This is a genomic window from Acidobacteriota bacterium (assembly GCA_019347945.1).
Classification (GTDB): domain Bacteria; phylum Acidobacteriota; class Thermoanaerobaculia; order Gp7-AA8; family JAHWKK01; genus JAHWKK01.
This window is the reverse complement of record JAHWKK010000007.1, coordinates 52,197-73,835: the sequence shown is the minus strand read 5'-3', so window position 1 is coordinate 73,835 and position 21,639 is coordinate 52,197. Positions and strand designations below refer to the sequence as shown.

Here is a 21,639-nt window from a genome sequence, read left to right as displayed (position 1 = left end):
ATAAGCGCTCGAACCGCTCAGAACCGACCTCGCACCTTTTCGAGGAAGGAGTGCATGATTCTCGCGCCCTCGTGTTCGGCAGGCCCCACCCCCTCGGCGATCAGCGCCACGACCATCGTCGGGTTCTCCGTCGGAACGATTGCGACGATCAGCGCATCGAACGGTCGCGAGCCGGAGGTTCCTGTTTTCATGCTGTAGTCGAGCCCCTCGACTCTGGCCCCTCGTCCCGTGCCACGATCGTTCTCGACGACGGCTTCCATCGCCTGCAGCGTTCTCTCCACCGCTTCCGGGTCGGCTACGCGTGTTCCGACCTGCGGCGGTTCCGCCGCCAACTCATCACCGAGAATCGAGTACCTCTTCGAAACGAGTACCGGTCGCGACCAGACGCCTCGATTCGCGAGCATGTCTCCGATCATCGCGAGGTGAATCGTGTTGATCCGGTAATGGTCGAGCCCGATTCCGAGGTTCGCCGTCTGAAAGTCGGTGAGGGGATCGCCGACGAGCGTGCCGAGACCGGTCCGGATCAACCCGAGGTCGACACTCGTTCCGAATCCCACCGACTTCATCCAGGGGATGATCTGCGGAGCACCGAGCTCGAGCGCCACCGCACCGAATGCGACATTGCAGGAGACCGCCATCGCTTCGTCGAGGCCCGCAACCGTCCCGTGTCTCGCCCAGTCGAAAAACTGCCGGCCATCGATGATCGAGAATCCCTGGCATTCGATCGGGAAGAGCGCGCCGAGATCGACACCTGACTGCAGCGCCTGAACCGCCGTGAGCGGCTTGATCACCGACGCCATTTCGTAAGTCGCTCCGAGCGCCAGGTTCTGCTCTTCGCCATCTCCCTTCGACGATGCCATCGCGAGAATCTCGTGTGTCTCCGGATCGATCACGACAATCGAGCCTCTGTGCGAGCCGAGGGCATCGCGAGCGGCTCGCTGGATGGAAGGATCGAGAGTCGTCTGGATCTGGCCGATGACCGTCGAGAAGTCCAGATTCGCTTCGATCGATGCCGCTCCACCCGCACGATCCACCAGAGGAAGAAACGACGTGTCGACGGCCACAAGGTCGTTGTTTCCGGAGTTCCAGCTCGCGATCACACCGCCCTCGCGATCGAGCAAAAGAGGATAGGTCCCTTCTTCTCGCTGATCGATCGCACGCTGAAGCGTCGAGTAACGATCCTTCGGCAAACTCCCTTCATCGAGCGTTGCGAAAGTCGATCGCGCGCTGTCGAGCTCACCGGTTCCTGCCAGAGCCGCAGCCCGGTACATCGCCAGATCGGGCGCGGAACGCCGTTCATCGACCATCGTGTCGTAGTCGATGAGCGCCTGATAGCGGCCCTCCCGCACCAGACGTTCCGCGACTTCCGACTTCGAGATCGGAGAGAAAAAATCGGCGTCTCTCTGAGCCAGGCTCTCGAGATACGGCCTCGCAGCCGCATCCTCTCCGGCGCTGAGATGCACCGCCGCATAGAGATGTTCGTAGTCGGCCGGCCTCAGGTGAAAGCGGGATCCCCTGTCGAGCGAGGCCTTCGCCGCCGCGTAATCTCCAGCGGCCCATGCGTCCCTCGCGTTGGATAGTGGGATGCCGGCAAGCCACCAGGCGAGCGCCGCGAGGATGACGAGGGTGAAAAGGATCGGGGTGAGCTTGCTTCGTCGCGTCGTACGATATGCCATTTAACTCTCTCGTTTGGTTGATCTTACGATTATTTCGTCAAACGGCTCCGGCTGCAGGAGCTGTGCCGCACTTCCTCGGTTTACCGATATCTCCAGGGTGTTGCGCGATCCGATGATGAGAAACGGCTCGTTCGACCGCCCCGCATCGGAGTAGTTCGCGTGGATCATCCTGATCGTACGATCCCCGACAGTCACCTCGTAAGGCGCGAGATGGGCAATCCGATCGGCCTCGATATCAGTGATCAGATTTCCGAAATGGTCCGTCGATACGATCGAGCCGCGCGCGAGCTCGGCTTCGTACACCGGATCCTGCCAACCGACGCGAGCGAGTCTCGACCAGTCGAGCGGAGGCCCGAGCTCCTCGAGAGCGAGGCCGGCCGCGAGCGCCGCCGCAACCGGGGCGAACCGGTCCCTTCCGTGGAACGTCCGACTCCCGCTTCGGAGAAAGAGCCGTTCGTTGTTCACTTCGCGGACTATTTCAGGCGCTTCCCCATAGGCGATCGGAAGAATGCCGTTGTCCGGAGCCAGCACCGTCTCTCGCCCGTTCCGCACGCAGACGATCTTTCGATCCGTACCGACGCCGGGGTCGACGATGGCGACAATGATGACCGGCCGCGGGATCTCCGCCCGAGCGAGGACCGACCGGATCTCGCGAAGAAAAATGCCCGCTCCCGTCACGTCCTGAGGTCCGATCTCGTGACTCAGATCGACCAGATCACAGTCCGCCCTTCCGGCAATGACCAGCTTCACCTGCGCGACATACGAATCCCGGACACCGAAATCCGTCAGGAGCCCGATCAGCGGCTTCACCATCGCCTCATGGTAACCCTCCCGGCACCGCTCTTGCCCCGGCTCGTACCATGCGAGCCTCTGCTCTGATCACGGTTGCCGCACTCGTCACTCTCTCCTGCAGCTCTGGCGTCCAGCCAGAGTCTCCCAACCCTCCCCCCTGGAGCGGGTTCTCCCTTCCGCCCTCTTCCGCTCCCGCGTTGCTCGCCGAGTGGAGCAAGGCGGACAATCGCGCATCCTGCGCTCCGCTGATGATCGACGGCTCGATGATCCCAGCCGAAGCCACCATCCGTCGCGCCAACTTCGGCGGAGGGTGGGGAGTCGCGTGGGATCTTCCCGACGGACCCGGCGTGGCCGCGACAGGACGCCCATGCAGCGACTGCGGCAGAGGAGCCTTCGGAATCGCCGGCACCGGCGCTTCCCGGGACGGAGATCTGTACGAATTTCCCCACGAGATCATCTGGGACGATGGCTCACGCGTCATCTATGGGCGCGACGGAAGCGACTCTCACTGGCTCGCCTATCTCATCGTTTCGGATCAGGAATGCCTCTACAACGTCTGGTCCTACCGGAGCCTCGAACACCTCGAGTCCCTCATCCGCGGGCTTCGGAAAGTGGCGACCGGCTGAACCGGAACTGATCGGTCGCGCTCGAACGCGTATACTCCGGACCGATGAGCTCCGCAGCGAGACTCGACACGGTCGAGGGTCCCAGAGCCAGGATCCTCATCTTCAGCCGCCTGCCTCGTAAGGGAAGCGTCAAGAGTCGTTTCGCCCGCGATGCAGGAGAAGACGCTGCTCTCGACCTCCAGCGGGCGATGATCCGTGACCTGCTCCGCAACCTGAGCTCGATGGCGGAGGGCGACCCGCTCGCGGAAGTCCTTTGGACCGCCGACGGAGAGCCCCGAGGCTCCGAGCTGGCCGAGACCTTCGGAGCTCTGAGAGTCGAACGACAGGAAGGAACCGACCTCGGCGAACGGATGTCGACAGCTTTCACGGAGCGCTTCTATCTCCGCCGTGCCGCAAAAATCGTCGCCATCGGAACCGACCTCCCGACCCTGACCGCGCACGACCTTTCCGTCGCACTCTCACTGCTCGACTCCTGCGACTGGGTGATCGGCCCCGCCACTGATGGCGGATACTACCTGTTCGGCTGCAACGCCGGCGCGTGGAAGCTCGACATCCTGAAAGGCATTCCGTGGGGAGGGCCCTCGGTTTGCGAAGCGACGATCGGGCGCATTCGCGCCGAAGGGCAGACGGTTGCGCTTCTTCCTGAACGCCGCGACATCGACCATCTGAACGATCTGCTCGAATTCGACGGCGACGAGCTGAGAACGCTCGCCCCCGACACCTGGACTCTTCGCGAGGCTCTGGCGGCTCGTGTCTGAAGGAAAGCTCCAAATACTCGACTCGGCCGCCATGGCCTCCATCGATCGCCGCGCGATCGATGAGCTCGGAATCCCGGCCATCGTCCTGATGGAAAATGCAGGCATCGCGGTCACCGATCTTATCGACCGCGATTTCGCCGTCGAGACCGTCGGGATCATCTGCGGCAGCGGCAACAATGGCGGCGACGGCTTCGTCATCGCACGCCAGCTTCACAGCCGGGGTTACGCGGTCTCCATCGTCCGGCTCGGCAACGCCGATTCGATGAGCCAGGAGACGCGAACGAATTTCGAAATCTGCCGGGCCCTCTCGATTCCGATTCTCGAGCCCTCGTCCGACGAAGATCTCGCCGCTGCCGCCGACGTGATCTCCGAGGCCGATCTCCTGGTCGATGCGATGTTCGGCACCGGACTCGATCGACCGGCCGAAGGCCTTCACGCCTCCGTGATCGACCTGATGAACGCGACCGGCATCCCGACGATTGCCGTCGACATACCGAGCGGGCTGAATGGCTCTTCTTCCTCGGTGCACGGCCCGGCGGTGCAGGCGGAGGTGACCGTGACCTTCGTCAGACCGAAGATCGCGAACATCCTCGATCCCGCAGCACAGCTCTGCGGCGAGCTCGTCATCGCCGACATCTCGATCCCCGACGAAGCGGTCGAAGCCGAGCAGCCCAGGCTGTTTCTCGTCACGGCCGACTACATTCGGCCGGTGATCGCGGCCAGGCCGCCCTCATCGCACAAGGGAACATGGGGCCACATCGGGATACTCGCCGGCTCGGTCGGTAAAACGGGTGCGGCAATTCTCGCGGCGCGCGGCGCTCATCGGGCGGGCGCGGGCCTCGTCACCATCGCGACGGACGAGTCCTCGCAGCGGCTCGTCGCCGAAGGCTCCGCGGAATCGATGACGATCATCGTTCATCCGGCCTCCCCGGACGAGATCATTCGGGCATTCGAAGATCGAACAGTCGCGGCAATCGGCCCGGGGCTCGACTCCGATCCTACGGTGCTGCGCGCGGTCCGGGAAGCGGCCGTGGAGATCGGCATTCCCCTGGTCATCGATGCAACCGGTCTCGATGTTTTCGCCGGAGACCTCGAACGGCTCCGCAAACGGAGCGCCTCGACCGTGCTGACCCCGCATCCGGGCGAAATGGCGAGACTTCTCGGACGACCGACCGTGGAGATCACCGCCGACCGGCTCGGTGCAGCGGCTGAAGCGGCGAAAGCGACCGGCGCGATCGTCGTCCTGAAAGGCCACCAGACCGTCGTGGCCAGCCCGGACGGATCGATCGGTATCAATCCGACCGGCAATCCCGGAATGGCGACCGGAGGGATGGGGGATGTCCTGACCGGCATGATCGCTGCGATGCTCGCCCGTTCGGAGGACCCTCTCCGTGCGGTGTGCGCCGCCGTCTACCTCCACGGACTCGCGGGCGACCTCGTCGCGGAGCAACAGGGTGAGATCGGGATGACCGCGCTCGATCTGGCCGACGCGATCCCCGCCTCTTTCCGACTCGAAGAAGAACGATGATACAGCGACGCGCAATCTCGACGCGGTCGGAAGAAGAGACTCTCAGACTCGGGAGAGAGCTGGGCGGTACGCTTGATCCAGGCGCAGTGGTCGAGCTCCGGGGCCCGCTCGGGGCCGGCAAGACGGTGCTCGCGCGAGGTATCGCCGCGGCGCTCGGCTGTGATCCGGTGCAGGTCGCGTCGCCGTCGTTCGCGCTCGTTCACGAATACGACTCTCCCGAAGGTACGGTCATCCACGTCGACGGCTACCGCCTGTCGGAATCGGGGCGTGAATGGGAAGAGCTGGGGATCGAGGAGCTCGCCGAGAACGCGCGCGCGGTGCTCATCGAATGGCCTCGCGTGGACAGCCTTCGATTGCCCGGCCGTCCGATGGTGATCGAATTCTCGATCGACGACGACGGCACGCGGACGATCGAGATCTCCGATTGAGCTTGACCATGCCCCGGGTCGGGTCTCGGTCAGGCTGTTGCTGAAAACGAAAACCCGAGAGAACCGGTTAAGGTCGCGCCAGCCTCTTCAACCGCGATTCACGAGCTTCCACGGACACGGTCGACGCTTCCAAACATGGTCATCCTGAGCGGCCGCCGGAGGGGTATGGTTGTGGTGGGGGGCGCCCGAATGATTCGTCCGGCCCGCCATGACGATGATTCGCGAGCCACCCCCAGATCCTTCGCCGTCCTTCGGCGGCTCAGGATGACAAGGGGCGGACTTTTTCCCACGATCGTCTCTACCCCCGGGTTTGGGCAACAGCCCGTCGGTTACAGCGATCCGAAAACGAAATGAGGCCGCCCGAAGGCGGCCTCATGGATCATTCTCGAGCCGTCCAGCCTCTCAGGTTTTCCGCCTCGAGGACTTTCTAGTCGTCTTCTTCGAGCCGCTCTTCTTCGGCGCGGATTTCTTCGGAGCGGATTTCTTTCCAGCGTCCTTCTTCGTCGAAGACTTCTTCGAGCCGGTAGACTTCGACTTCTTCGAGCCCGTGGCTTTCTTCTTCGCGGACTTCTTCGCCGGAGCTTTCTTCTTTGTCGACTCTTCCTCGGTGTCCGGCTCGTCGCCGGCGTCGTCGTCGGAGGATTTTGCGGAGGCAGTCTTCTTCTTAGGCGCCGGCTTGTCGGCACCCGGGGTGAGCTCGAAGTCGATGAACTCGAGGATGGCCATCTCCGCACCATCTCCGCGCCGCGGTCCGAGCTTCACGATCCGGGTATAACCTCCGGGACGGTCGCTGAACCGGGGTGCGATCTCCTCGAAGAGCTTCCGGAGCAGGTCCTTGTCCGCGATGCTGCGGGCGGCCTGGCGTCGGTGATGAACCGAATCATCGCGCCCAAGCGTCACCATCTTCTCGATGATGGGCCTGAGCTCCTTCGCTTTCGGAAGAGTCGTGACGATCCGCTCTTCCCGGATGATCGATGCGAGCTGATTGCGGAAAAGCGCGGAGCGGTGCGAGCTGGTTCTTCCGAGCTTCCGGTTTCTCTGGCGATGCCTCATGAGTTCAGATCCGATCCCTTATTCGTTTGCATGGACGGCTTCACGCCGTTCCGGGTTGCGCAGATTCATTCCGAAGGAGAGGCCGAGCTCGTCGAGAACGTCGCGGATCTCGTCGAGCGATTTCTTACCGAAGTTCTTGGTCGAGAGCATTTCCCGCTCGGACCGCTGAACGAGATCACCGAGTGTGCGGATATTCGCATTCTTGAGACAGTTGGCAGACCTGACCGAAAGATCGAGGTCTTCGATCGTCCGGGAGAGAAGCTCTCCCATCTCCGAATCGACACCGAGCTCGTCGGGCTGCTCCACCTCGCCCTCCGGAAGCTCGATCGTCATGAATGTTCCGAGGTGGTCGGCCAGCAGCCGGGCCGCGTTCGAAACGGCCTCCTCGGGGGTGATCGTTCCGTTGGTCCAGACTTCGAGCACGAGGCGGTCGTAGTCGGTACGCTGACCGACACGGGCGCCTTCGACGTGGAAGTTGACCCGCCGGACCGGCGAATGGACCGAATCGACGGGGATGTAGCCAACCGGGAGGTCGGCGTCGGCGTTGCGGTCGGCAACGGTGTACCCGCGCCCCGTTTTCAGCCGGACTTCCATCTCGATCTTCCCCTCGCGCGACAGGGTGGCGATGTGAGTCGACGGATCGAGAATCTCGACGTCGGCGTCGCCTTCGAAGTCGGCAGCGGTGACGACCGCCGGCCCCTTCTTGTCGAGAAAGAGCGTCTTCGATTCCCGGCTGTGGAGCCGGAAAGGAATCTGTTTGAGATTGAGCACGACGTCGGTCATGTCCTCGACCACGCCGTTCAGCGACGAAAACTCGTGCTGGACCCCCTCAACCTTCACTGCCGTGACTGCAGCCCCCTCGATCGAGGAGAGAAGCACCCGGCGAAGCGCGTTACCAATCGTTGTTCCGAAGCCCCGCTCGAACGGCTGTGCGGTGAAACGACCGTAGGTTCCGGTCAGCGTTTCCGGGTCGGATTCGAGTTTTTTCGGTTTTTGAAAATCAGCCCAAAGCATTCAGTCGGCCTCCTCGCCTTTGACTAGTTGGTTAGACGACGCGATTACTTCGAGTACAGCTCGACGATCAGCTGCTCCTGGACAGGCAGTCTGATGTCCTCACGCGTCGGGATCTCGAGCACCTTGCCGCGGAAGTTGTCCGCGTCGAGCTCGAGCCATGCCGGAACACCTCGACCCGCAGCCGTTTCGACCGAGCGGCGAATCTGCTCGTTCTTGCGGCTCTTTTCCCGGACCTCGATCACGTCGCCCTTTCGCACCAGATACGAAGGGACGTTGACCTTACGGCCATTCACGGTGACGTGACCGTGACGCACGAGCTGACGCCCCTGCGCTCGGGATGACGAAAATCCGAGGGAGTAGACGATGTTGTCGAGGCGCAGCTCGAGCCTCTGGAGAAGGTTCTCGCCCGTGATTCCCCTTTGTCGCTCCGCTTCCCTGAAATACAGCCGGAACTGCCGCTCGAGGATCCCGTAAATTCGCTTGACCTTCTGCTTCTCGCGAAGCTGCAGGCCGTAACCCAGGATCTTCGAGCGCCGGCGACCGTGCTGCCCGGGCGGATACGCCCGGCGCTCGATCGCGCACTTGTCTTTGAAGCATCGATCTCCCTTGAGAAAGAGCTTCATTCCCTCGCGCCGGCAAAGCCGGCATACCGCCTCGGTGTAACGTGCCACTGCGCCTCCTGTAATACCGACGGCTCGCAGGCCGCCCGCCATCTCATCCGGATGACTCGTTCAAATCCAGCCGGAGCCCGTCGTGGGATCCGGCAACCATTCAGTACCTCAGACTCGGCGCCGCTTCGGCGGCCGGCAGCCGTTGTGCGGGATCGGCGTGATGTCGCGGATCGAGCGGATGTTGATACCGCTCGCCGCGAGCGCCCGGATCGCCGATTCCCGACCGCCGCCGGGACCCTTGACCGTCACGTCGACCGATCGAACGCCATGCTCTCTTGCGAGCTCGGCCGCGTTCTGAGCGGCGACCTGAGCCGCGAACGGCGTTCCCTTGCGCGATCCCTTGAATCCGATCCGTCCCGCGCTGGACCAGGCGAGAACATTCCCCGTCTGATCGGAGATCGACACGATCGTATTGTTGAACGTCGCCGAGATCGAAGCGAGCCCGTGAGGGACGTTCTTCTTCTCGCGACGCTTTCCAGTCTTCTTCGCCGTTTTAGCTTTGGCCATTTCGGATCCTCGTTACTTCTTGCCCGGCTTCTTCTTACCGGCGATCTGTCCCTTGCGGGGTCCTTTGCGAGTGCGCGCGTTGGTGCTGGTTCGCTGGCCGCGGACCGGCAGTCCACGCCGGTGTCTCAACCCGCGGTAGGAGTTGATCTCCATCAGCCGCTTGATGTCGAGGCTGACATCTCTGCGGAGATCACCCTCGACCTTCCCCTCGTCCTGGATGATCTTGCGGATCTTCCGGACATCATCCTCGGTGAGGTCTTTGACTCGCGTCTCCGGTTTCACCTCGGCCTGCGCGAGGATCTGATTCGAACGGGATCTTCCGATCCCGAAAATGTACGTCAGCCCGATCTCGACTCTCTTGTTGATGGGCAGATCAACTCCTGCGATTCGTGCCACTTTGCCTCCGAAATCCCTTAACCCTGCCGCTGCTTGTGCTTGGGGTTGTCGCAAATGATCCGGACGACTCCCTGTCGCCGGACGACTTTGCACTTGGTGCACATTCTCTTGACCGATGCTCGAACTTTCATGACCGCCTCACTTGTACCGATAAACGATGCGCCCCCGACCGAGGTCGTAGGGCGACAGCTCGACGAGAACCTTGTCTCCCGGAAGAATCCGGATGAAGTGCTTTCTCATCTTTCCCGAGATGTGGGCCAGCACCTCATGATCCTTGTTGTCCTCGAGCTCCACCTTGAACATCGCGTTCGGCAGAGTCTCGAGCACGATCGCCATCACCTGTATTGCGTCTTCCTTCGACATGAACTCCCTGCGCCGCTCAAATCCCGCCGCGACCGAGAATCACCGGCCCGTTGCCCGTGATCGCGATCGAATGCTCGAAATGAGCGGCCAAACCCCCGTCGAGCGTCCGCGCCGTCCAGCCATCCCGGTCGGTTCGAACATCATCGACTGTTCCATTACGACTCATTGCGATTCTCTTTTCGAGAATCGGTCCCATCTCGCACAACATCGGCTCCACCGCGAGAACCATTCCCTCCCGCAGCTCCAGACCCCGGTCTCTACGGCCGTAGTTCTGAACCTGCGGCTCCTCGTGCATGCTCCGTCCGATCCCATGACCGACGAAGCTCCTGATCACGTGAAATCCGTTCGCTTCCGCATGCTCCTGCACCGCCGCCCCGATGTCTCCGATCCGTCTTCCCGGCCGCATCTCGTCGATCGCCATATCGAGGCACTCCCTGGTGACTCGCAAAAGGCGATCCGCCTCCTTCGATATCTTCCCCACCGCGACGGTCACCGCCCCGTCGCCGACGAACCCGTCGAGGACCGCTCCGAAGTCGAGCCCCAGAATCTGTCCTTCCTCCAGCGGCTTCCCATTCGGGATCCCGTGGACGATGACGTCATCCACCGAGCTGCAGACCACACCCGGATAGGGAGGCATCCCGTTCGGCGCATACCCCTTAAAGGGCGACTTCGCTCCGCGCCTGTCGAGCTCTTTCATCGCCACCGAGTCGAGCTCCGCCGTCGTCACCCCCGGGCGAATCATCTCCCGGAGAACGTCGAGCGTCTCGAGAACGATGCGATTCGCCCTCTCCATCGTGGCGATCTCGTCTTTCGACTTGAGGATGACACCCATCAGTTCAGGAACTTGCGTATCTGTTCAAAGATCAATTCGACGTCGCCGAGACCATTGATCTCGTGCAACATCCCCTTATCGCGATAAAACTCGATCACCGGCACCGTTGCCCGGTGATACTCGTCAAGCCGTTTCCGAACCGAGGCGCCTTCCCGGTCATCGGCCCTCGTCACGAGCGCTGATCCGCACCGGTCGCACTTCCCCTCCTCTTTCGGAGGACAGTTCTCCCGATGGTAGATCGCTCCGCATTTGGGGCAGGAAAGGCGCGCGGCCACCCGGCTGACGATGACGTCATCGGGGACCGAAAGCTGAATAACCCGGAGATCTCCGGGGCCATTCCCTCCGTCGATCAGCTCGAGGCTCTTCGCCTGGTCCACCGTTCTCGGGTAGCCATCGAGGACAAACCCCTCGCTGACGTCGTCTCTCGCGAGCCTCTCGGCCACGATCCCGTTCATCAGATCGTCGGAGATGAGCCCGCCGGCCTCCATGATCGGCGCGGCCTTCTTCCCGAGCTCGGTCCCCTCGCTCACCGCGTCCCGGAGCATTTCCCCGGTGGAGATATGCGGAAGCCCGAGCCGCTCCTCGAGGAGCTCGGCCTGGGTGCCCTTCCCACTTCCGGGCGCGCCGAGAAGAACCACTTTCATCCGCGCCGACCCCGTATGCGACCCTTTTTCATGAAACCGTCATAGTGGCGCATCACGAGCTGGGACTCGATCTGCTGCACCGTGTCCATCGCAACGCCAACGATGATCAGAAGCGACGTCCCGCCAAAGTAGAACTGAACGTTGAGCCCCTCGGTCACCAGCAGCGGCAGGCTGTTGTCGAGCGTCGCGCCGATCAGCGGAAGCTGCGCAACGTTGAAGCCCGCGATCATGAAATCCGGGATGACGCAGACCAGCGAAAGATAAATCGCGCCGACCGTCGTAATCCTGGTCAGGGTCTTGTCGATGTACTCCGCCGTCTTCTTTCCGGGGCGGTATCCGGGGATGTAGCCACCGTACTTCCTCATGTTGTCCGCGACGTCGACCGGATTGAAGATGATCGAGGTGTAGAAGAACGTGAAGAAGAGGATCGTGGCGACGTAGAGGAGGTAGTAGAGAGGCTGCCCCATCTGAATCTGGTCCGCGACCGCCTGGAGCGCCGGTACGCCCGCCATCTGTGCCATCGTCGAAGGAATGACGAGAATCGACGAAGCGAAGATGACCGGGATGACGCCGGCCGAGTTGACCCGCAGCGGAAGGTAAGTGCTCGACCCTCCGTACACTCGTCGTCCGACCACCCGCTTTGCGTACTGCACCTGGATTCGCCGCTGTGCCCGCTCCATGAATACGACGAACGCCGTAACGGCGATCATGAAGATGACGAGTACGAGGACTCCGAAGATTCCCCGCTCTCCCGTCCGGATGTCGGCGATCAGCCCGAACGTCGCGCTCGGAAGGCCGACGACGATTCCGGCGAAGATGATCAGGGAGATGCCGTTGCCGATCCCGCGCTCCGAAATCTGCTCGCCCAGCCACATGACGAAGACCGTCCCGGTGGTGAGCGTGAGCACGGTCATCATCGGAAAGCCCGCGCCGAAGAACCAGTCTCGAACGTGCGGCGGGACGATCGGAGCTCCCCCTGGCGAGGTGAGACTCTTGAGCCAGAAAGCGACCCCCATCGACTGGATCACCGCCAGGACAATCGTACCGTACCGGGTGTACTGGGTGATCTTTCTGCGACCGAGCTCCCCCTCCTTGCTCAGCTTTTCCAGATACGGCCAGACGACCGTGAGGAGCTGCAGGATGATCGAGGAGGAGATATACGGCATGATGCCGAGCGCGAAGATCGAAAGACGGCTCAGGGCCCCGCCCGAAAAGAGATCGAGGAAGCCGAGAACGCTCCCCTGCATGGAACCGAAAAACTCCGCGAGGGCCTGCGGGTCGATTCCGGGTGTCGGGATATGCGCGCCGAGCCTGTAGACCGCGAGGAGAGCGAGCATGAAGAGAATCCGCTTCCTCAGGTCGGGGATCGCTGCGATGTTCCTGACGGCCTCGGCGAGTCTCACTGGATCTCCTGACAGGTGCCCCCGGCCTTTTCGATCTTCTCTTTGGCCGAGGCGGAGAAGTGATCGGCATGGACGGTGAGCTTCGTTTTGAGATCACCCTTGCCCAGGACCCTGATCTTCTTCGTGCTGTTGGCCTTGCGGAGGCCGGCGGCCGCCATCGACTCCGCGTCGACCACCTGTCCCTCCTTAAAGCGGGTCTCGAGATCGGATACGTTCACGATGTCGAACTGCTTCTTGAAGATGTTCGTGAAGCCTCGCTTCGGCACGCGGCGATGAAGCGGCATCTGGCCGCCTTCGAATCCAACCTTGCCGGAGTAGCCACTTCGCGATTTCTGTCCCTTCTCACCGCGACCGGAGGTCTTCCCCAGCCCGGAGCCGGGTCCACGTCCGACACGCTTCCGCGGTTTGCGCGAGCCTTTCGCCGGTTTGAGATTGCTCAGATCCATTGTTTTCCTCACTCCGTTCAGTCGACGATCTCGACGAGATGAGAGATTTTGTGAACCATCCCTCTGGTCTCAGGCGTGTCGAGCCGCTCGACCACATGGTTGATGCGACGAAGACCGAGCGCCTTCAGCGTCTCGCGCATCTCTCTGGGATTTCCGATTCCGCTCCGAACCTGCCTGATCCGGAGAGTCGCTCTGGCTTTGGCCATCACGCTTCCTCCGTACCCGCCGGCTCGGCTTCTTTTTCAGCGTCGGGCGTTTCGCCTTTTTCTTCAGCCTCGTCCGCCTCGGCTTTCTCGTCTCCTCGGGAAGCTTCGCCGGTGGTCGCTTCGTCGTCCTCGCTGACGTAGGGCTCTTCGACGATCTCGAGTCCACGGAGCGCGCGGTACTCGTTTTCGGTCTTGAGAAGCTTGAGGGCCTCGAATGTCGCCTTGACCACGTTGTGCGGGTTCGCCGTTCCGATCGATTTGGTCAGGATGTCCTGGATGCCGGCCGATTCGAGAATCGCACGGACCGGGCCGCCGGCGATGACGCCGGTTCCCGGGGATGCCGGCTTCAGCAGGACGCGTCCGGCACCGTAGTGCCCGAGAGCCGTGTGAGGAATCGTCGTTCCGTTCATGGCGACCGGGATCATGTTCTTCTTGGCGATCTCGATACCCTTTCTGATCGCCGAAGGAACTTCCTTCGCCTTGCCGGAACCGAAGCCGACGCGGCCTTTCCCGTCACCGACCACGACGAGGGCGCTGAAACTGAAGTTCTTGCCGCCCTTGACGACTTTGGTGACCCGGTTGATGTAGACGACCTTGTCGATCAGACCACTATCCAGGCGATCCATCCGACCTCGTCCTGTATTCTGTCGCTGCACTTATAGACCTCCGCGTTCCTTTAGAACTTCAATCCCTGCTCGCGCGCCGAATCGGCGAGAGCTTTGACTCGTCCGTGATACAGGTAACCGCCCCGATCGAACACGACCGTCTCGACCCCTTCACTCTTCGCGCGCTGCCCGATGAGCTCACCGACCCGCTTTGCAGCGGCGACGTTGGACCCGCGATCCGCTCCGAAGTCCTTGTCCTTCGACGAAGCCGACACCAGCGTCTTTCCGCTCTGGTCGTCGATTACCTGGGCATAAATGTGGTTCAGGCTCTTGAAGACCGTGAGCCGCGGACGTGCCGTGGTTCCGTGCACCTTCCTCCGGACCCGCGTTCTGACCCGCTTTCTTCGATCTGCTCTCGCTTTGGCTCGATCCATAACTGTTCTGACCTCCGGACGAAAACCGCCCTGGAATGCTTTACTTGCCCGCCGTCTTTCCGGCCTTGCGGCGAATCTGTTCGCCCGTGTACTTGATGCCTTTGCCCTTGTACGGATCCGGCTCGCGAAGACCGCGGATCTCCGCTGCAACCTGCCCGACTTTCTGTTTGTCGATCCCGGTGACGACGACGTGACCAGCCTTGTCGACTTCCACCGAGATCCCCTCGGGGATCGGGAAATTGATCGGATGCGAATAGCCGAGCTGGAAAACCACGGCTTTCCCCCTCACCTCGGCTCGGTAGCCGACACCGACAATGTCGAGCTCCTTCCGGAAGCCCTCGGCGACACCCTGGACGCTGTTGGCCAGAAGCGCGCGCGTCAGTCCGTGCAGTGCGCGAGACTGCCTCTCGTCGTTACCGCGGCTGAGCCGCACGACGTTGCCTTCGACCGCCATCTCGATGCCGTCTGCGATCGGTGTTTCGAGCTGACCCTTCGGTCCCTTCACGACCGCGGTCTGCCCGTTGACCTTCACCTCGACGCCCTTCGGCAGCGGAATCTCTTTTCTACCTACGCGTGACATTTCTCACCTCACCAGACCTGGCAGAGCACTTCGCCGCCGACGCCTTCTTTTTGCGCGTCGTCGCTCGAAAGCACTCCACGGGACGTGGACAGTATCGACAGCCCGAGACCATCGAGGACTCTCGGGATCTCGGCTTTCCGCCGGTAGACCCGCCGGCCGGGGCGTGAAACGCGCTGCATCCCGTGAATGATCGGGTCGCCCCCGCTGGTATAGCGGAGGAACACCCTCAAAGTCCCCTGGGAATCATCCTGCGCCAGCTTGTAATCCGCGATGAATCCTTCATCTTTGAGAATTCTCGCGATCTCCGTTTTCAGCTTCGAAGCCGGGATGTCCACACGCTCGTGGCGGGCTGTCAGCCCGTTGCGGATGCGCGTGAGCATATCGGCGATTGGATCCGTCATCGACATGTTCGATTCCTCCGTGACACTTTCGGATTACCAGCTTGCCTTGGTCACGCCAGGCAGATAGCCCTCGAGGGCGAGTGTGCGAAAGCAGATCCTGCAGAGCTGAAACTTTTTGAGGTATCCGCGAGGTCTGCCGCAGCGCTTGCATCGGGTGACCCGGCGGCTCGAAAATTTCGGCTTTCGGTTCGCTTTCGCGATCAGTGATTGTTTAGCCATTGCTTCTCTCCTTACCTCGCAAAGGGCATCCCGATCTCCCTGAGGAGAAACCGGGCCTGCTCGTCGTTCTCTGCCGTAGTGACGATCGTGATGTTCAATCCTTTCGACTTGTCGACCTTGGTGAAATCGATCTCGAGAAAGATCAGGTGATCCTTCACACCGAGCGTGTAGTTCCCCCGTCCATCGAAGGATTTTTTCGGCACGCCGCGGAAGTCGCGAACGCGCGGAAGGGCGGTGGTGATGAGCCGATCCAGAAACTCCCACATCCGCTCGCTCCTGAGCGTCACCATCGCGCCGATTGGGACACCCTCGCGCAGCTTGAAGTTCGAGATCGACTTCTTCGCCCGCGTCATCAGGGGTTTCTGTCCCGCGATCGCAGCCAGATCCTCGATCGCCGAATCGAGCAGCTTGCTGTTCTGCGTGGCCTCGCCAACGCCCATGTTGAGCACGACTTTCTCGATCCGCGGCACGGCCATCGGATTTTCGATCTTGAACTCGCTCCGTAGTTTCGGAACGACTTCCTCTTCGTACGCTTTTCTGAGTCTCGCCACTGCCATCTCTTGCCAATCTCCTCGACGCCGACTGCGTCGAACTTAAGCCTTCGCCTCGGCCTTCTTCTTCGAAGCCGTCTTCTTTTTGCTCGCCTTCTTCTTCGAAGCCGCGGTCTCCTTGGTTTCCGCACGACCCTCGACCGTGCCTCGCTCCAGCAGGCGGAGGTTCGATACGTGGATTGCACCCTCACGCTCGACGACTCCACCCTTGACGTTGCGGCTCGGGTTGGGTCGCGTGTGACGCTTGATCATGTTGACGCGCTCGACGATTGCCGTCTTCTTCGACGGGTAGACGCGGAGAACCTTCCCCCGCTGACCCTTCGATGTACCGGCGACCACTTCGACCTCGTCATTTCTTCTGATGTGAACTTTCATAACGTCTCGCCTTTCTCAGAGGACCTCGGGAGCCAGCGAGATGATCTTCATGAAACGCCGCTCACGAAGCTCGCGGGCAACTGGACCGAACACGCGCGTCCCGACCGGCTCGCCGGTATCGTTGACCAGTACCGCCGCGTTCTCGTCGAACCGGATGTAGGTGCCATCCTTGCGGCGCGTCTGCTTCCTGGTCCGGACGATCACCGCGCGAACGACCGTTCCCTTCTTGACCGTGCCATCCGGCGAGGCTTCCTTGACCGAAGCCGAGATGACGTCGCCGACACCCGCATAGCGGCCGGCCCTCGAGCCGCCGCGCAGCTTGATGCACGCGATCGTTCTCGCACCGGTGTTGTCGGCAACCTTCAGCAATGTACCCATCTGAATCATCGTGATTGCTCCTGTCAGGAGATCGCTTCGGATCGTTCGATGATCCGAGCGACCGTCCAGCGTTTACGGCGCGAGAGTGGGCGCGACTCCTCGATGACGACGCGGTCTCCGACGTTGCACTCGTTGGTTTCGTCGTGCGCGAAGAACTTCGAGGTTCTCTTGACGTACTTCAGGTAGACCGGATGCATCTTGCGGTTCTCGACCGCGACGACCACTGTCTTGTCCATTTTGTCCGAGACGACGGTACCGACCTTACTCGTCGATCGCTTCGTCGCTCCGGTGTCCTCGTTCTCGTTTTTTTCGGCCATATTCTGATCCTTCACTCAGCCTTTTTCCCGGCTTCGATCTCGCGCTCGCGCAGAATCGTGTTGATGCGCGCGATCTCACGACGGGCCCCTTTGACCTTCTGAGGATCGTCGAGAGCGCCCGTCGCACTCTGAAAACGCATCTTGAAGAGCTGCTCGGTCAGATCCTGACGACGGTTGACCAGATCGTTCTCCGTTTTTTCCCTGAGGCCCGTTGCCTTGCTCATGCTCCGATCTCCATCTCTTCACGCGACACGAAGCGAGTCTTGATCGGCAGCTTGTGCGCGGCCAGACGCAACGCCTCTTCCGCGATCTCCCGCGTGACGCCTTCCATCTCGTAGAGCATCCGCGCGGGCTTGACGACCGCGACCCACTCTTCCGGCGCGCCTTTTCCTTTCCCCATTCGCGTCTCGAGAGGCTTCTTCGAGATCGGCTTGTCGGGGAAAATGCGGATCCAGATTTTGCCTCCGCGCTTGATGTACCTCGTCATCGCGATACGGGCCGCTTCGATCTGCCGGGCCGTGAGCCAGCCCGCCTCGAGCGCCTGGAGTCCGTAGTCGCCGAACGAAAGCGTGGCACCACGAGTGGCGATTCCGGCTCGCCGCCCCCGCTGCTGCTTTCTGTACTTGACTTTTTTCGGCATCAACATCGTTCAAATCTCCTATTTCACTTCCCCGCTCACGCGATTCGCCGGCGCGACTTCGCCTTGGTGAGCTCGCCCTTGTAAAGCCAGACCTTCACGCCGATCGTGCCGTAGGTGGTATTCGCCACCGCCTCGCCGTAATCGACGTCGGCCTTCAGCGTGTGAAGCGGCAGACGGCCATCCTGGTACCACTCGCTGCGCGCAATCTCGGCTCCGTTGAGCCGGCCACCGACGCGGATCTTCACGCCCTTCGCTCCGAACCGGAATGCACTCTCCATCGACTTCCTCATCGCCCGGCGGAACGCGATCCGGCGGACCAGCTGATTCGCAATGTTCTCGGCGACGAGCTGCGCATCGAGCTCGGGCCGCTGAATCTCCTGAATGTTGATGTAGACGTCACCGTCGACCATCTTCTGCAGCTCGTCGCGAAGCTTGTCGACCTCCGCCCCCTTCCGTCCGATGATGATTCCGGGGCGTGAGGTGTAGATGTTGATTCGCATCTTGTTGGCGGTGCGCTCGATGTCGATCTCCGAGACACCGGCGTGCGAGAGCCGCTTCTTCAGGTTCTCCCGAAGCTCCAGATCCTTGTGGAGCGTCTCCGAGTAGTTCTTTCCGCCGAACCAGCGGGAATGCCAGGTTTTGTTGAACCCCAGTCGAAAACCGTATGGATGTACTTTCTGACCCAACTTCTCCCCCTTAGCTGTTTCGAGCGCCCTTCGGCTTCACGTCGTCAGAGACGTGAATGGTCACGTGACTCTGTCGCTTCAGAATTCGGAATGCCCGGCCCATCGGTGCTGGCTGGACACGCTTCTCACGCGGTCCGTCGTCGACGACGATGCGCGATACCACGAGGTCGTCCACGTCCGGCGCCGCCTCTTTGTTTTCTGCGTTGGCGATGGCCGACAGCAGAAGCTTCTCGAGATCTCCGGAGCACGACTTCTTCGTGAATCGGAGGATCTGGATCGCATCGTCGACGCGGCGGCCGCGGATCAGGTCGGCCACGAGCCGGACCTTCTGTGGCGACACCTTCAGATATTTGAGCTGTGCTTTCGCTTCCATCTCGAGCTCTCCAGTCGATCAGCGGGCCTTTCCGGCCTGCTCCTTCTTGCCACCCGTGTGGCCCTTGAACGTCCGAGTCAGCGCGAACTCGCCCAACTTGTGGCCGACCATGTTCTCCGCGATGTAGATCGGAATGAATTTGCGTCCGTTGTGAACGGCGATCGTGTGGCCCACCATGCTCGGATTGATCGTCGACCGGCGCGACCAGGTCTTGATGACCTTTTTGTCGTTCTTGTCGTTCATCGCATCGATCTTCTTCTGAAGATGTTCGTCGGTGAACGGACCCTTTTTGATTGAGCGTGCCATGGTTTGTCGTGATCTCCTTGTCCGCCGTTACTTGCCGCGCCGCTTGACGATCATCTTCGTCGTTCGTTTGTTTCTGCGAGTCTTCGCACCCTTGGTCGGCTTGCCCCATGGAGTGACGGGATGGCGACCGCCGGAGGTCCGGCCCTCACCACCGCCGAGCGGGTGATCCACGGGATTCATCGTGACGCCGCGGTTGTGCGGTTTCTTTCCGAGGTGGCGCTTGCGTCCGGCTTTTCCGATCGAAACGTTCTCGTGATCGGAGTTGCCGACTTCTCCGATGGTCGCATAGCACCGGACGTGAACCCGCCGCAGCTCACCCGAGGGGAGGCGCAGAAGGGCGAGGTCGCCCTCGCGGGCCATCAGCTGAGCCGCCGTTCCGGCCGACCGGACCATCTGGCCGCCGCGGCCCTCCTTGAGCTCGATGTTGTGAATGGTCGTGCCGAGCGGAATGCCGCTGAGCGGAAGGGCATTGCCCGGCAGGATGTCCGCCTCGGGACCCGAGACGACCTCGGACCCTACGGTCAGCCCCTTCGGCGCCAGGATGTAGCGCTTCTCTCCATCAACGTAGTGCAGCAGTGCGATGTGGGCGCTTCGGTTCGGGTCGTACTCGATCGTCGCCACACGCGCGGGGATGCCGCGCTTGTCGCGCTTGAAGTCGATTTCCCGGTAGCGCTGCTTGTGCCCGCCACCGATGAATCGCGAGGTGACGCGCCCCGTACTGTTGCGCCCACCGGTTTTCGTCTTCCCTTTGGTCAGCGACTTCTCCGGAGTCCGGGACGTGATCTCGTCGAAAGAGAGATGCGTCTGAAACCGCCGACCCGGTGAAGTCGGTTTGTATTTTTTCACAGCCATTTCGCGACTCCCCTCACACGCCCTCGAAGAACTCGGGCGCGCGCTCTCCTTCCGCCAGGCGGACGTAAGCCTTGCGCCAGTTCGGCCTTCTGCCGACGTTCCTGCCGAGGCGTTTCACTTTTCCTCTCACGTTGAGAAGGCGGACATCGTCCACTTTCACTTCGAAGAGCTTCTCGACTGCCTTCTTGACTTCGATCTTGTTCGCGCTTCTCGCGACCTCGAATGCGATGACATTTCGGGTCTCTTTGGCGAGCACGCTCTTTTCGGTCACGATCGGCCGGATGATGATCTTGTGCAGATTCATTTGCTCAGAACCTCCGTGAGCCGGTCGAGTGCCTGCTCGCTGATCACGACCCATTTCGCATTGACGATGTCGTAAACGCTGACGTTGGACGCGTCCGCGACTCCCATCCTGGGATGGTTACGTGACGCCAGCACCAGATTCAGGTTGTCGAGCGAATCGACGAGCAGCGCCCGCCCGTCAACCCCGAGCCCGGTGATGGTCCGCGCCAGACTTCCGGTCTTCGCTTCCTCGAGGTTCATGTCCGAGAGGAGCAGCAGCTCTCCCTGGGCCACTTTTCTCGACAGCGCCGACCGCAGCGCGATCTTCTTTTCCTTTCGGTTCATTTTGAACGAGTAGTCTCTCGGGACCGGACCGTGGATCGTTCCACCGTGCCTGTGAATCCCGGGACGACCACCCCCCTGGCGCGCGCGCCCCGTTCCCTTCTGCCGGAAAGGCTTTCGACCGGAACCGGAGACTTCGCTGCGAACCTTGGTCTTGTGAGTTCCCGAACGGACGGCGGCCAGATGATGCCGGACGGCCTCGTGGATGAGCTGCTCTTTGTACGGAACGCCGAAGACCTCCTCGGGGAGATCCCTCGTTCCGACCTTTTCATTGTTCCAGTTTCTGATCTCAATGGTCGGCATGGTCATTCACCCTGAGCCTTTCCATTGGCCGAGTGCTGAAGGACGACGAGCGAGTTGCGCGCGCCCGGAACGGCACCGCGTACGTAGATCAGGTTGTTGTCGGCATCGACGCGTGTGACCTTCAGATTCTTCACGGTGACGCGCTTTCCGCCGGTGCGACCCGGCATGCGCGTACCTTTGAAGACTCGCGACGGAGCCGCGGACTGACCGATCGAGCCGGGAGCACGGTGGAACATCGAGCCGTGCGAGGCGCGACCTCCGCGGAATCCATGACGCTTGATGACGCCCTGGAAGCCTTTTCCCTTCGACTTGCCGATCACGTCGATCGAGTCGCCGACGTTGAAGATGTCGACCATCACCCGGTCGCCGACGTTGGCATCGCCCTCGTACTCGAACTCGGCAAGGTTGCCCATCGGCTGAACGTCCGCCTTTGCGAAGTGACCGCGGACGGGCGAAGTGACCCGTCGTGGGGACATCTTTTCGACGAGACCCACCTGCACGGCATCGTAGCCGTCCAGTTCAGCCGTCTTCTTCTGTACGACCAGACAGGGGCCGGCCTGGATCACCGTCACCGGGATCGCCGCTCCGTCCTCTTCGAAGACCTGGGTCATCCCGATCTTCCTGCCTATGATTCCTCGAATCATCGTTTCAC

Annotated in this window: 36 protein-coding genes; 4 read left to right on the top strand and 32 right to left on the bottom strand. The window is 61.6% G+C overall.

Features of this window, described 5'->3' with window-relative positions:
* Positions 1-17: 17 nt before the first annotated feature.
* Both KY459_06480 and KY459_06475 read right to left on the bottom strand, forming a co-directional pair.
* Positions 18-1,676: a hypothetical protein gene (locus tag KY459_06480; protein MBW3564354.1), complete on the bottom strand. Its 1,659-nt coding sequence runs from the start codon at positions 1,674-1,676 to the stop codon at positions 18-20.
* Positions 1,677-2,486: an SAM-dependent chlorinase/fluorinase gene (locus tag KY459_06475; protein ID MBW3564353.1), complete on the bottom strand. Its 810-nt coding sequence runs from the start codon at positions 2,484-2,486 to the stop codon at positions 1,677-1,679. It lies immediately after the preceding gene.
* A 50-nt stretch (positions 2,487-2,536) separates the two neighbouring features.
* Between KY459_06475 and KY459_06470 the strand changes: the two genes are divergently transcribed.
* Genes KY459_06470 through tsaE form a run of 4 tightly spaced genes read left to right on the top strand, consistent with a single transcriptional unit; the run spans position 2,537 to position 5,808 of the window.
* A complete protein-coding gene (locus tag KY459_06470) occupies positions 2,537-3,094 on the top strand; it encodes a hypothetical protein (protein ID MBW3564352.1) in 558 nt (185 codons plus the stop codon).
* 44 nt (positions 3,095-3,138) lie between these two features.
* Positions 3,139-3,852, top strand: coding sequence for a TIGR04282 family arsenosugar biosynthesis glycosyltransferase (locus tag KY459_06465; protein ID MBW3564351.1), 714 nt, complete (start codon positions 3,139-3,141; stop codon positions 3,850-3,852).
* Positions 3,845-5,380 (top strand): NAD(P)H-hydrate dehydratase, encoded by a 1,536-nt coding sequence (locus KY459_06460; GenBank protein ID MBW3564350.1) that lies wholly within the window; start codon positions 3,845-3,847, stop codon positions 5,378-5,380. Before KY459_06465 ends, KY459_06460 begins: the two co-directional genes overlap by 8 nt.
* Positions 5,377-5,808, top strand: a complete 432-nt coding sequence (tsaE, locus tag KY459_06455) for a tRNA (adenosine(37)-N6)-threonylcarbamoyltransferase complex ATPase subunit type 1 TsaE (GenBank protein ID MBW3564349.1) — start codon at positions 5,377-5,379, stop codon at positions 5,806-5,808. The genes KY459_06460 and tsaE overlap by 4 nt, the downstream gene beginning before the upstream one ends.
* 402 nt (positions 5,809-6,210) lie before the next feature.
* On the opposite strand, the gene rplQ is transcribed toward tsaE, so the two are convergent.
* From rplQ to rplC, 30 genes are all read right to left on the bottom strand, one after another.
* Positions 6,211-6,861 (bottom strand): 50S ribosomal protein L17, encoded by a 651-nt coding sequence (gene rplQ / locus KY459_06450; GenBank protein ID MBW3564348.1) that lies wholly within the window; start codon positions 6,859-6,861, stop codon positions 6,211-6,213.
* A gap of 18 nt (positions 6,862-6,879) precedes the next feature.
* A complete protein-coding gene (locus KY459_06445; protein ID MBW3564347.1) occupies positions 6,880-7,875 on the bottom strand; it encodes a DNA-directed RNA polymerase subunit alpha in 996 nt (331 codons plus the stop codon).
* Positions 7,876-7,919: 44 nt separating this feature from the next.
* A complete protein-coding gene (gene rpsD / locus KY459_06440) occupies positions 7,920-8,546 on the bottom strand; it encodes a 30S ribosomal protein S4 (protein MBW3564346.1) in 627 nt (208 codons plus the stop codon).
* Between the two features lie 108 nt (positions 8,547-8,654).
* Positions 8,655-9,053, bottom strand: a complete 399-nt coding sequence (gene rpsK, locus KY459_06435) for a 30S ribosomal protein S11 (protein ID MBW3564345.1) — start codon at positions 9,051-9,053, stop codon at positions 8,655-8,657.
* A 12-nt stretch (positions 9,054-9,065) separates the two neighbouring features.
* Positions 9,066-9,449 (bottom strand): 30S ribosomal protein S13, encoded by a 384-nt coding sequence (rpsM, locus tag KY459_06430; protein ID MBW3564344.1) that lies wholly within the window; start codon positions 9,447-9,449, stop codon positions 9,066-9,068.
* A 17-nt stretch (positions 9,450-9,466) separates the two neighbouring features.
* Positions 9,467-9,580, bottom strand: coding sequence for a 50S ribosomal protein L36 (gene rpmJ, locus KY459_06425; protein ID MBW3564343.1), 114 nt, complete (start codon positions 9,578-9,580; stop codon positions 9,467-9,469).
* 7 nt (positions 9,581-9,587) lie between these two features.
* Positions 9,588-9,812, bottom strand: coding sequence for a translation initiation factor IF-1 (gene infA / locus KY459_06420; GenBank protein ID MBW3564342.1), 225 nt, complete (start codon positions 9,810-9,812; stop codon positions 9,588-9,590).
* 16 nt (positions 9,813-9,828) lie between these two features.
* A complete protein-coding gene (gene map, locus KY459_06415; GenBank protein MBW3564341.1) occupies positions 9,829-10,644 on the bottom strand; it encodes a type I methionyl aminopeptidase in 816 nt (271 codons plus the stop codon).
* Positions 10,644-11,288 carry an adenylate kinase gene (locus tag KY459_06410; GenBank protein ID MBW3564340.1) on the bottom strand — a complete coding sequence of 215 codons (645 nt, stop codon included), beginning with the start codon at positions 11,286-11,288 and terminating at the stop codon, positions 10,644-10,646. Before KY459_06410 ends, map begins: the two co-directional genes overlap by 1 nt.
* Positions 11,285-12,625, bottom strand: a complete 1,341-nt coding sequence (gene secY, locus KY459_06405) for a preprotein translocase subunit SecY (GenBank protein ID MBW3564339.1) — start codon at positions 12,623-12,625, stop codon at positions 11,285-11,287. Before secY ends, KY459_06410 begins: the two co-directional genes overlap by 4 nt.
* Positions 12,626-12,687: 62 nt before the next feature.
* Positions 12,688-13,137 carry a 50S ribosomal protein L15 gene (gene rplO, locus KY459_06400; protein MBW3564338.1) on the bottom strand — a complete coding sequence of 150 codons (450 nt, stop codon included), beginning with the start codon at positions 13,135-13,137 and terminating at the stop codon, positions 12,688-12,690.
* 17 nt (positions 13,138-13,154) lie between these two features.
* Positions 13,155-13,343 carry a 50S ribosomal protein L30 gene (gene rpmD / locus KY459_06395; protein MBW3564337.1) on the bottom strand — a complete coding sequence of 63 codons (189 nt, stop codon included), beginning with the start codon at positions 13,341-13,343 and terminating at the stop codon, positions 13,155-13,157.
* Complete coding sequence (gene rpsE, locus KY459_06390; GenBank protein MBW3564336.1) at positions 13,343-13,969, bottom strand: 30S ribosomal protein S5; 627 nt, start codon at positions 13,967-13,969, stop codon at positions 13,343-13,345. The genes rpmD and rpsE overlap by 1 nt, the downstream gene beginning before the upstream one ends.
* 50 nt (positions 13,970-14,019) lie before the next feature.
* Positions 14,020-14,382 (bottom strand): 50S ribosomal protein L18, encoded by a 363-nt coding sequence (rplR, locus tag KY459_06385; GenBank protein MBW3564335.1) that lies wholly within the window; start codon positions 14,380-14,382, stop codon positions 14,020-14,022.
* 40 nt (positions 14,383-14,422) lie between these two features.
* Positions 14,423-14,962, bottom strand: a complete 540-nt coding sequence (gene rplF / locus KY459_06380; protein MBW3564334.1) for a 50S ribosomal protein L6 — start codon at positions 14,960-14,962, stop codon at positions 14,423-14,425.
* A gap of 8 nt (positions 14,963-14,970) precedes the next feature.
* Positions 14,971-15,369 carry a 30S ribosomal protein S8 gene (gene rpsH / locus KY459_06375; GenBank protein MBW3564333.1) on the bottom strand — a complete coding sequence of 133 codons (399 nt, stop codon included), beginning with the start codon at positions 15,367-15,369 and terminating at the stop codon, positions 14,971-14,973.
* Positions 15,370-15,396: 27 nt separating this feature from the next.
* Positions 15,397-15,582, bottom strand: coding sequence for a type Z 30S ribosomal protein S14 (locus tag KY459_06370; GenBank protein MBW3564332.1), 186 nt, complete (start codon positions 15,580-15,582; stop codon positions 15,397-15,399).
* Positions 15,583-15,593: 11 nt separating this feature from the next.
* On the bottom strand, positions 15,594-16,133 hold the full coding sequence (gene rplE, locus KY459_06365) for a 50S ribosomal protein L5 (GenBank protein ID MBW3564331.1): 540 nt from the start codon (positions 16,131-16,133) through the stop codon (positions 15,594-15,596).
* A 42-nt stretch (positions 16,134-16,175) separates the two neighbouring features.
* A complete protein-coding gene (gene rplX / locus KY459_06360; protein ID MBW3564330.1) occupies positions 16,176-16,508 on the bottom strand; it encodes a 50S ribosomal protein L24 in 333 nt (110 codons plus the stop codon).
* Positions 16,509-16,523: 15 nt separating this feature from the next.
* Positions 16,524-16,895, bottom strand: a complete 372-nt coding sequence (gene rplN, locus KY459_06355) for a 50S ribosomal protein L14 (protein MBW3564329.1) — start codon at positions 16,893-16,895, stop codon at positions 16,524-16,526.
* Positions 16,896-16,909: 14 nt separating this feature from the next.
* Positions 16,910-17,203, bottom strand: coding sequence for a 30S ribosomal protein S17 (rpsQ, locus tag KY459_06350; GenBank protein ID MBW3564328.1), 294 nt, complete (start codon positions 17,201-17,203; stop codon positions 16,910-16,912).
* An 11-nt stretch (positions 17,204-17,214) separates the two neighbouring features.
* Complete coding sequence (gene rpmC / locus KY459_06345) at positions 17,215-17,427, bottom strand: 50S ribosomal protein L29 (GenBank protein MBW3564327.1); 213 nt, start codon at positions 17,425-17,427, stop codon at positions 17,215-17,217.
* Positions 17,424-17,849 (bottom strand): 50S ribosomal protein L16, encoded by a 426-nt coding sequence (gene rplP / locus KY459_06340; protein ID MBW3564326.1) that lies wholly within the window; start codon positions 17,847-17,849, stop codon positions 17,424-17,426. The genes rpmC and rplP overlap by 4 nt, the downstream gene beginning before the upstream one ends.
* Positions 17,850-17,878: 29 nt before the next feature.
* On the bottom strand, positions 17,879-18,529 hold the full coding sequence (gene rpsC / locus KY459_06335) for a 30S ribosomal protein S3 (protein ID MBW3564325.1): 651 nt from the start codon (positions 18,527-18,529) through the stop codon (positions 17,879-17,881).
* A gap of 10 nt (positions 18,530-18,539) precedes the next feature.
* Positions 18,540-18,902 (bottom strand): 50S ribosomal protein L22, encoded by a 363-nt coding sequence (gene rplV / locus KY459_06330; GenBank protein MBW3564324.1) that lies wholly within the window; start codon positions 18,900-18,902, stop codon positions 18,540-18,542.
* A gap of 18 nt (positions 18,903-18,920) precedes the next feature.
* Entirely contained in the window at positions 18,921-19,208 is a 288-nt protein-coding gene (gene rpsS / locus KY459_06325) for a 30S ribosomal protein S19 (protein MBW3564323.1), read from the bottom strand.
* Positions 19,209-19,235: 27 nt separating this feature from the next.
* A complete protein-coding gene (gene rplB, locus KY459_06320) occupies positions 19,236-20,060 on the bottom strand; it encodes a 50S ribosomal protein L2 (GenBank protein MBW3564322.1) in 825 nt (274 codons plus the stop codon).
* A 13-nt stretch (positions 20,061-20,073) separates the two neighbouring features.
* Complete coding sequence (locus KY459_06315) at positions 20,074-20,364, bottom strand: 50S ribosomal protein L23 (GenBank protein MBW3564321.1); 291 nt, start codon at positions 20,362-20,364, stop codon at positions 20,074-20,076.
* Positions 20,361-20,987 (bottom strand): 50S ribosomal protein L4, encoded by a 627-nt coding sequence (gene rplD / locus KY459_06310; protein ID MBW3564320.1) that lies wholly within the window; start codon positions 20,985-20,987, stop codon positions 20,361-20,363. The genes KY459_06315 and rplD overlap by 4 nt, the downstream gene beginning before the upstream one ends.
* Before the next feature lie 2 nt (positions 20,988-20,989).
* Positions 20,990-21,631 (bottom strand): 50S ribosomal protein L3, encoded by a 642-nt coding sequence (rplC, locus tag KY459_06305; protein MBW3564319.1) that lies wholly within the window; start codon positions 21,629-21,631, stop codon positions 20,990-20,992.
* Positions 21,632-21,639 lie beyond the last annotated feature (8 nt).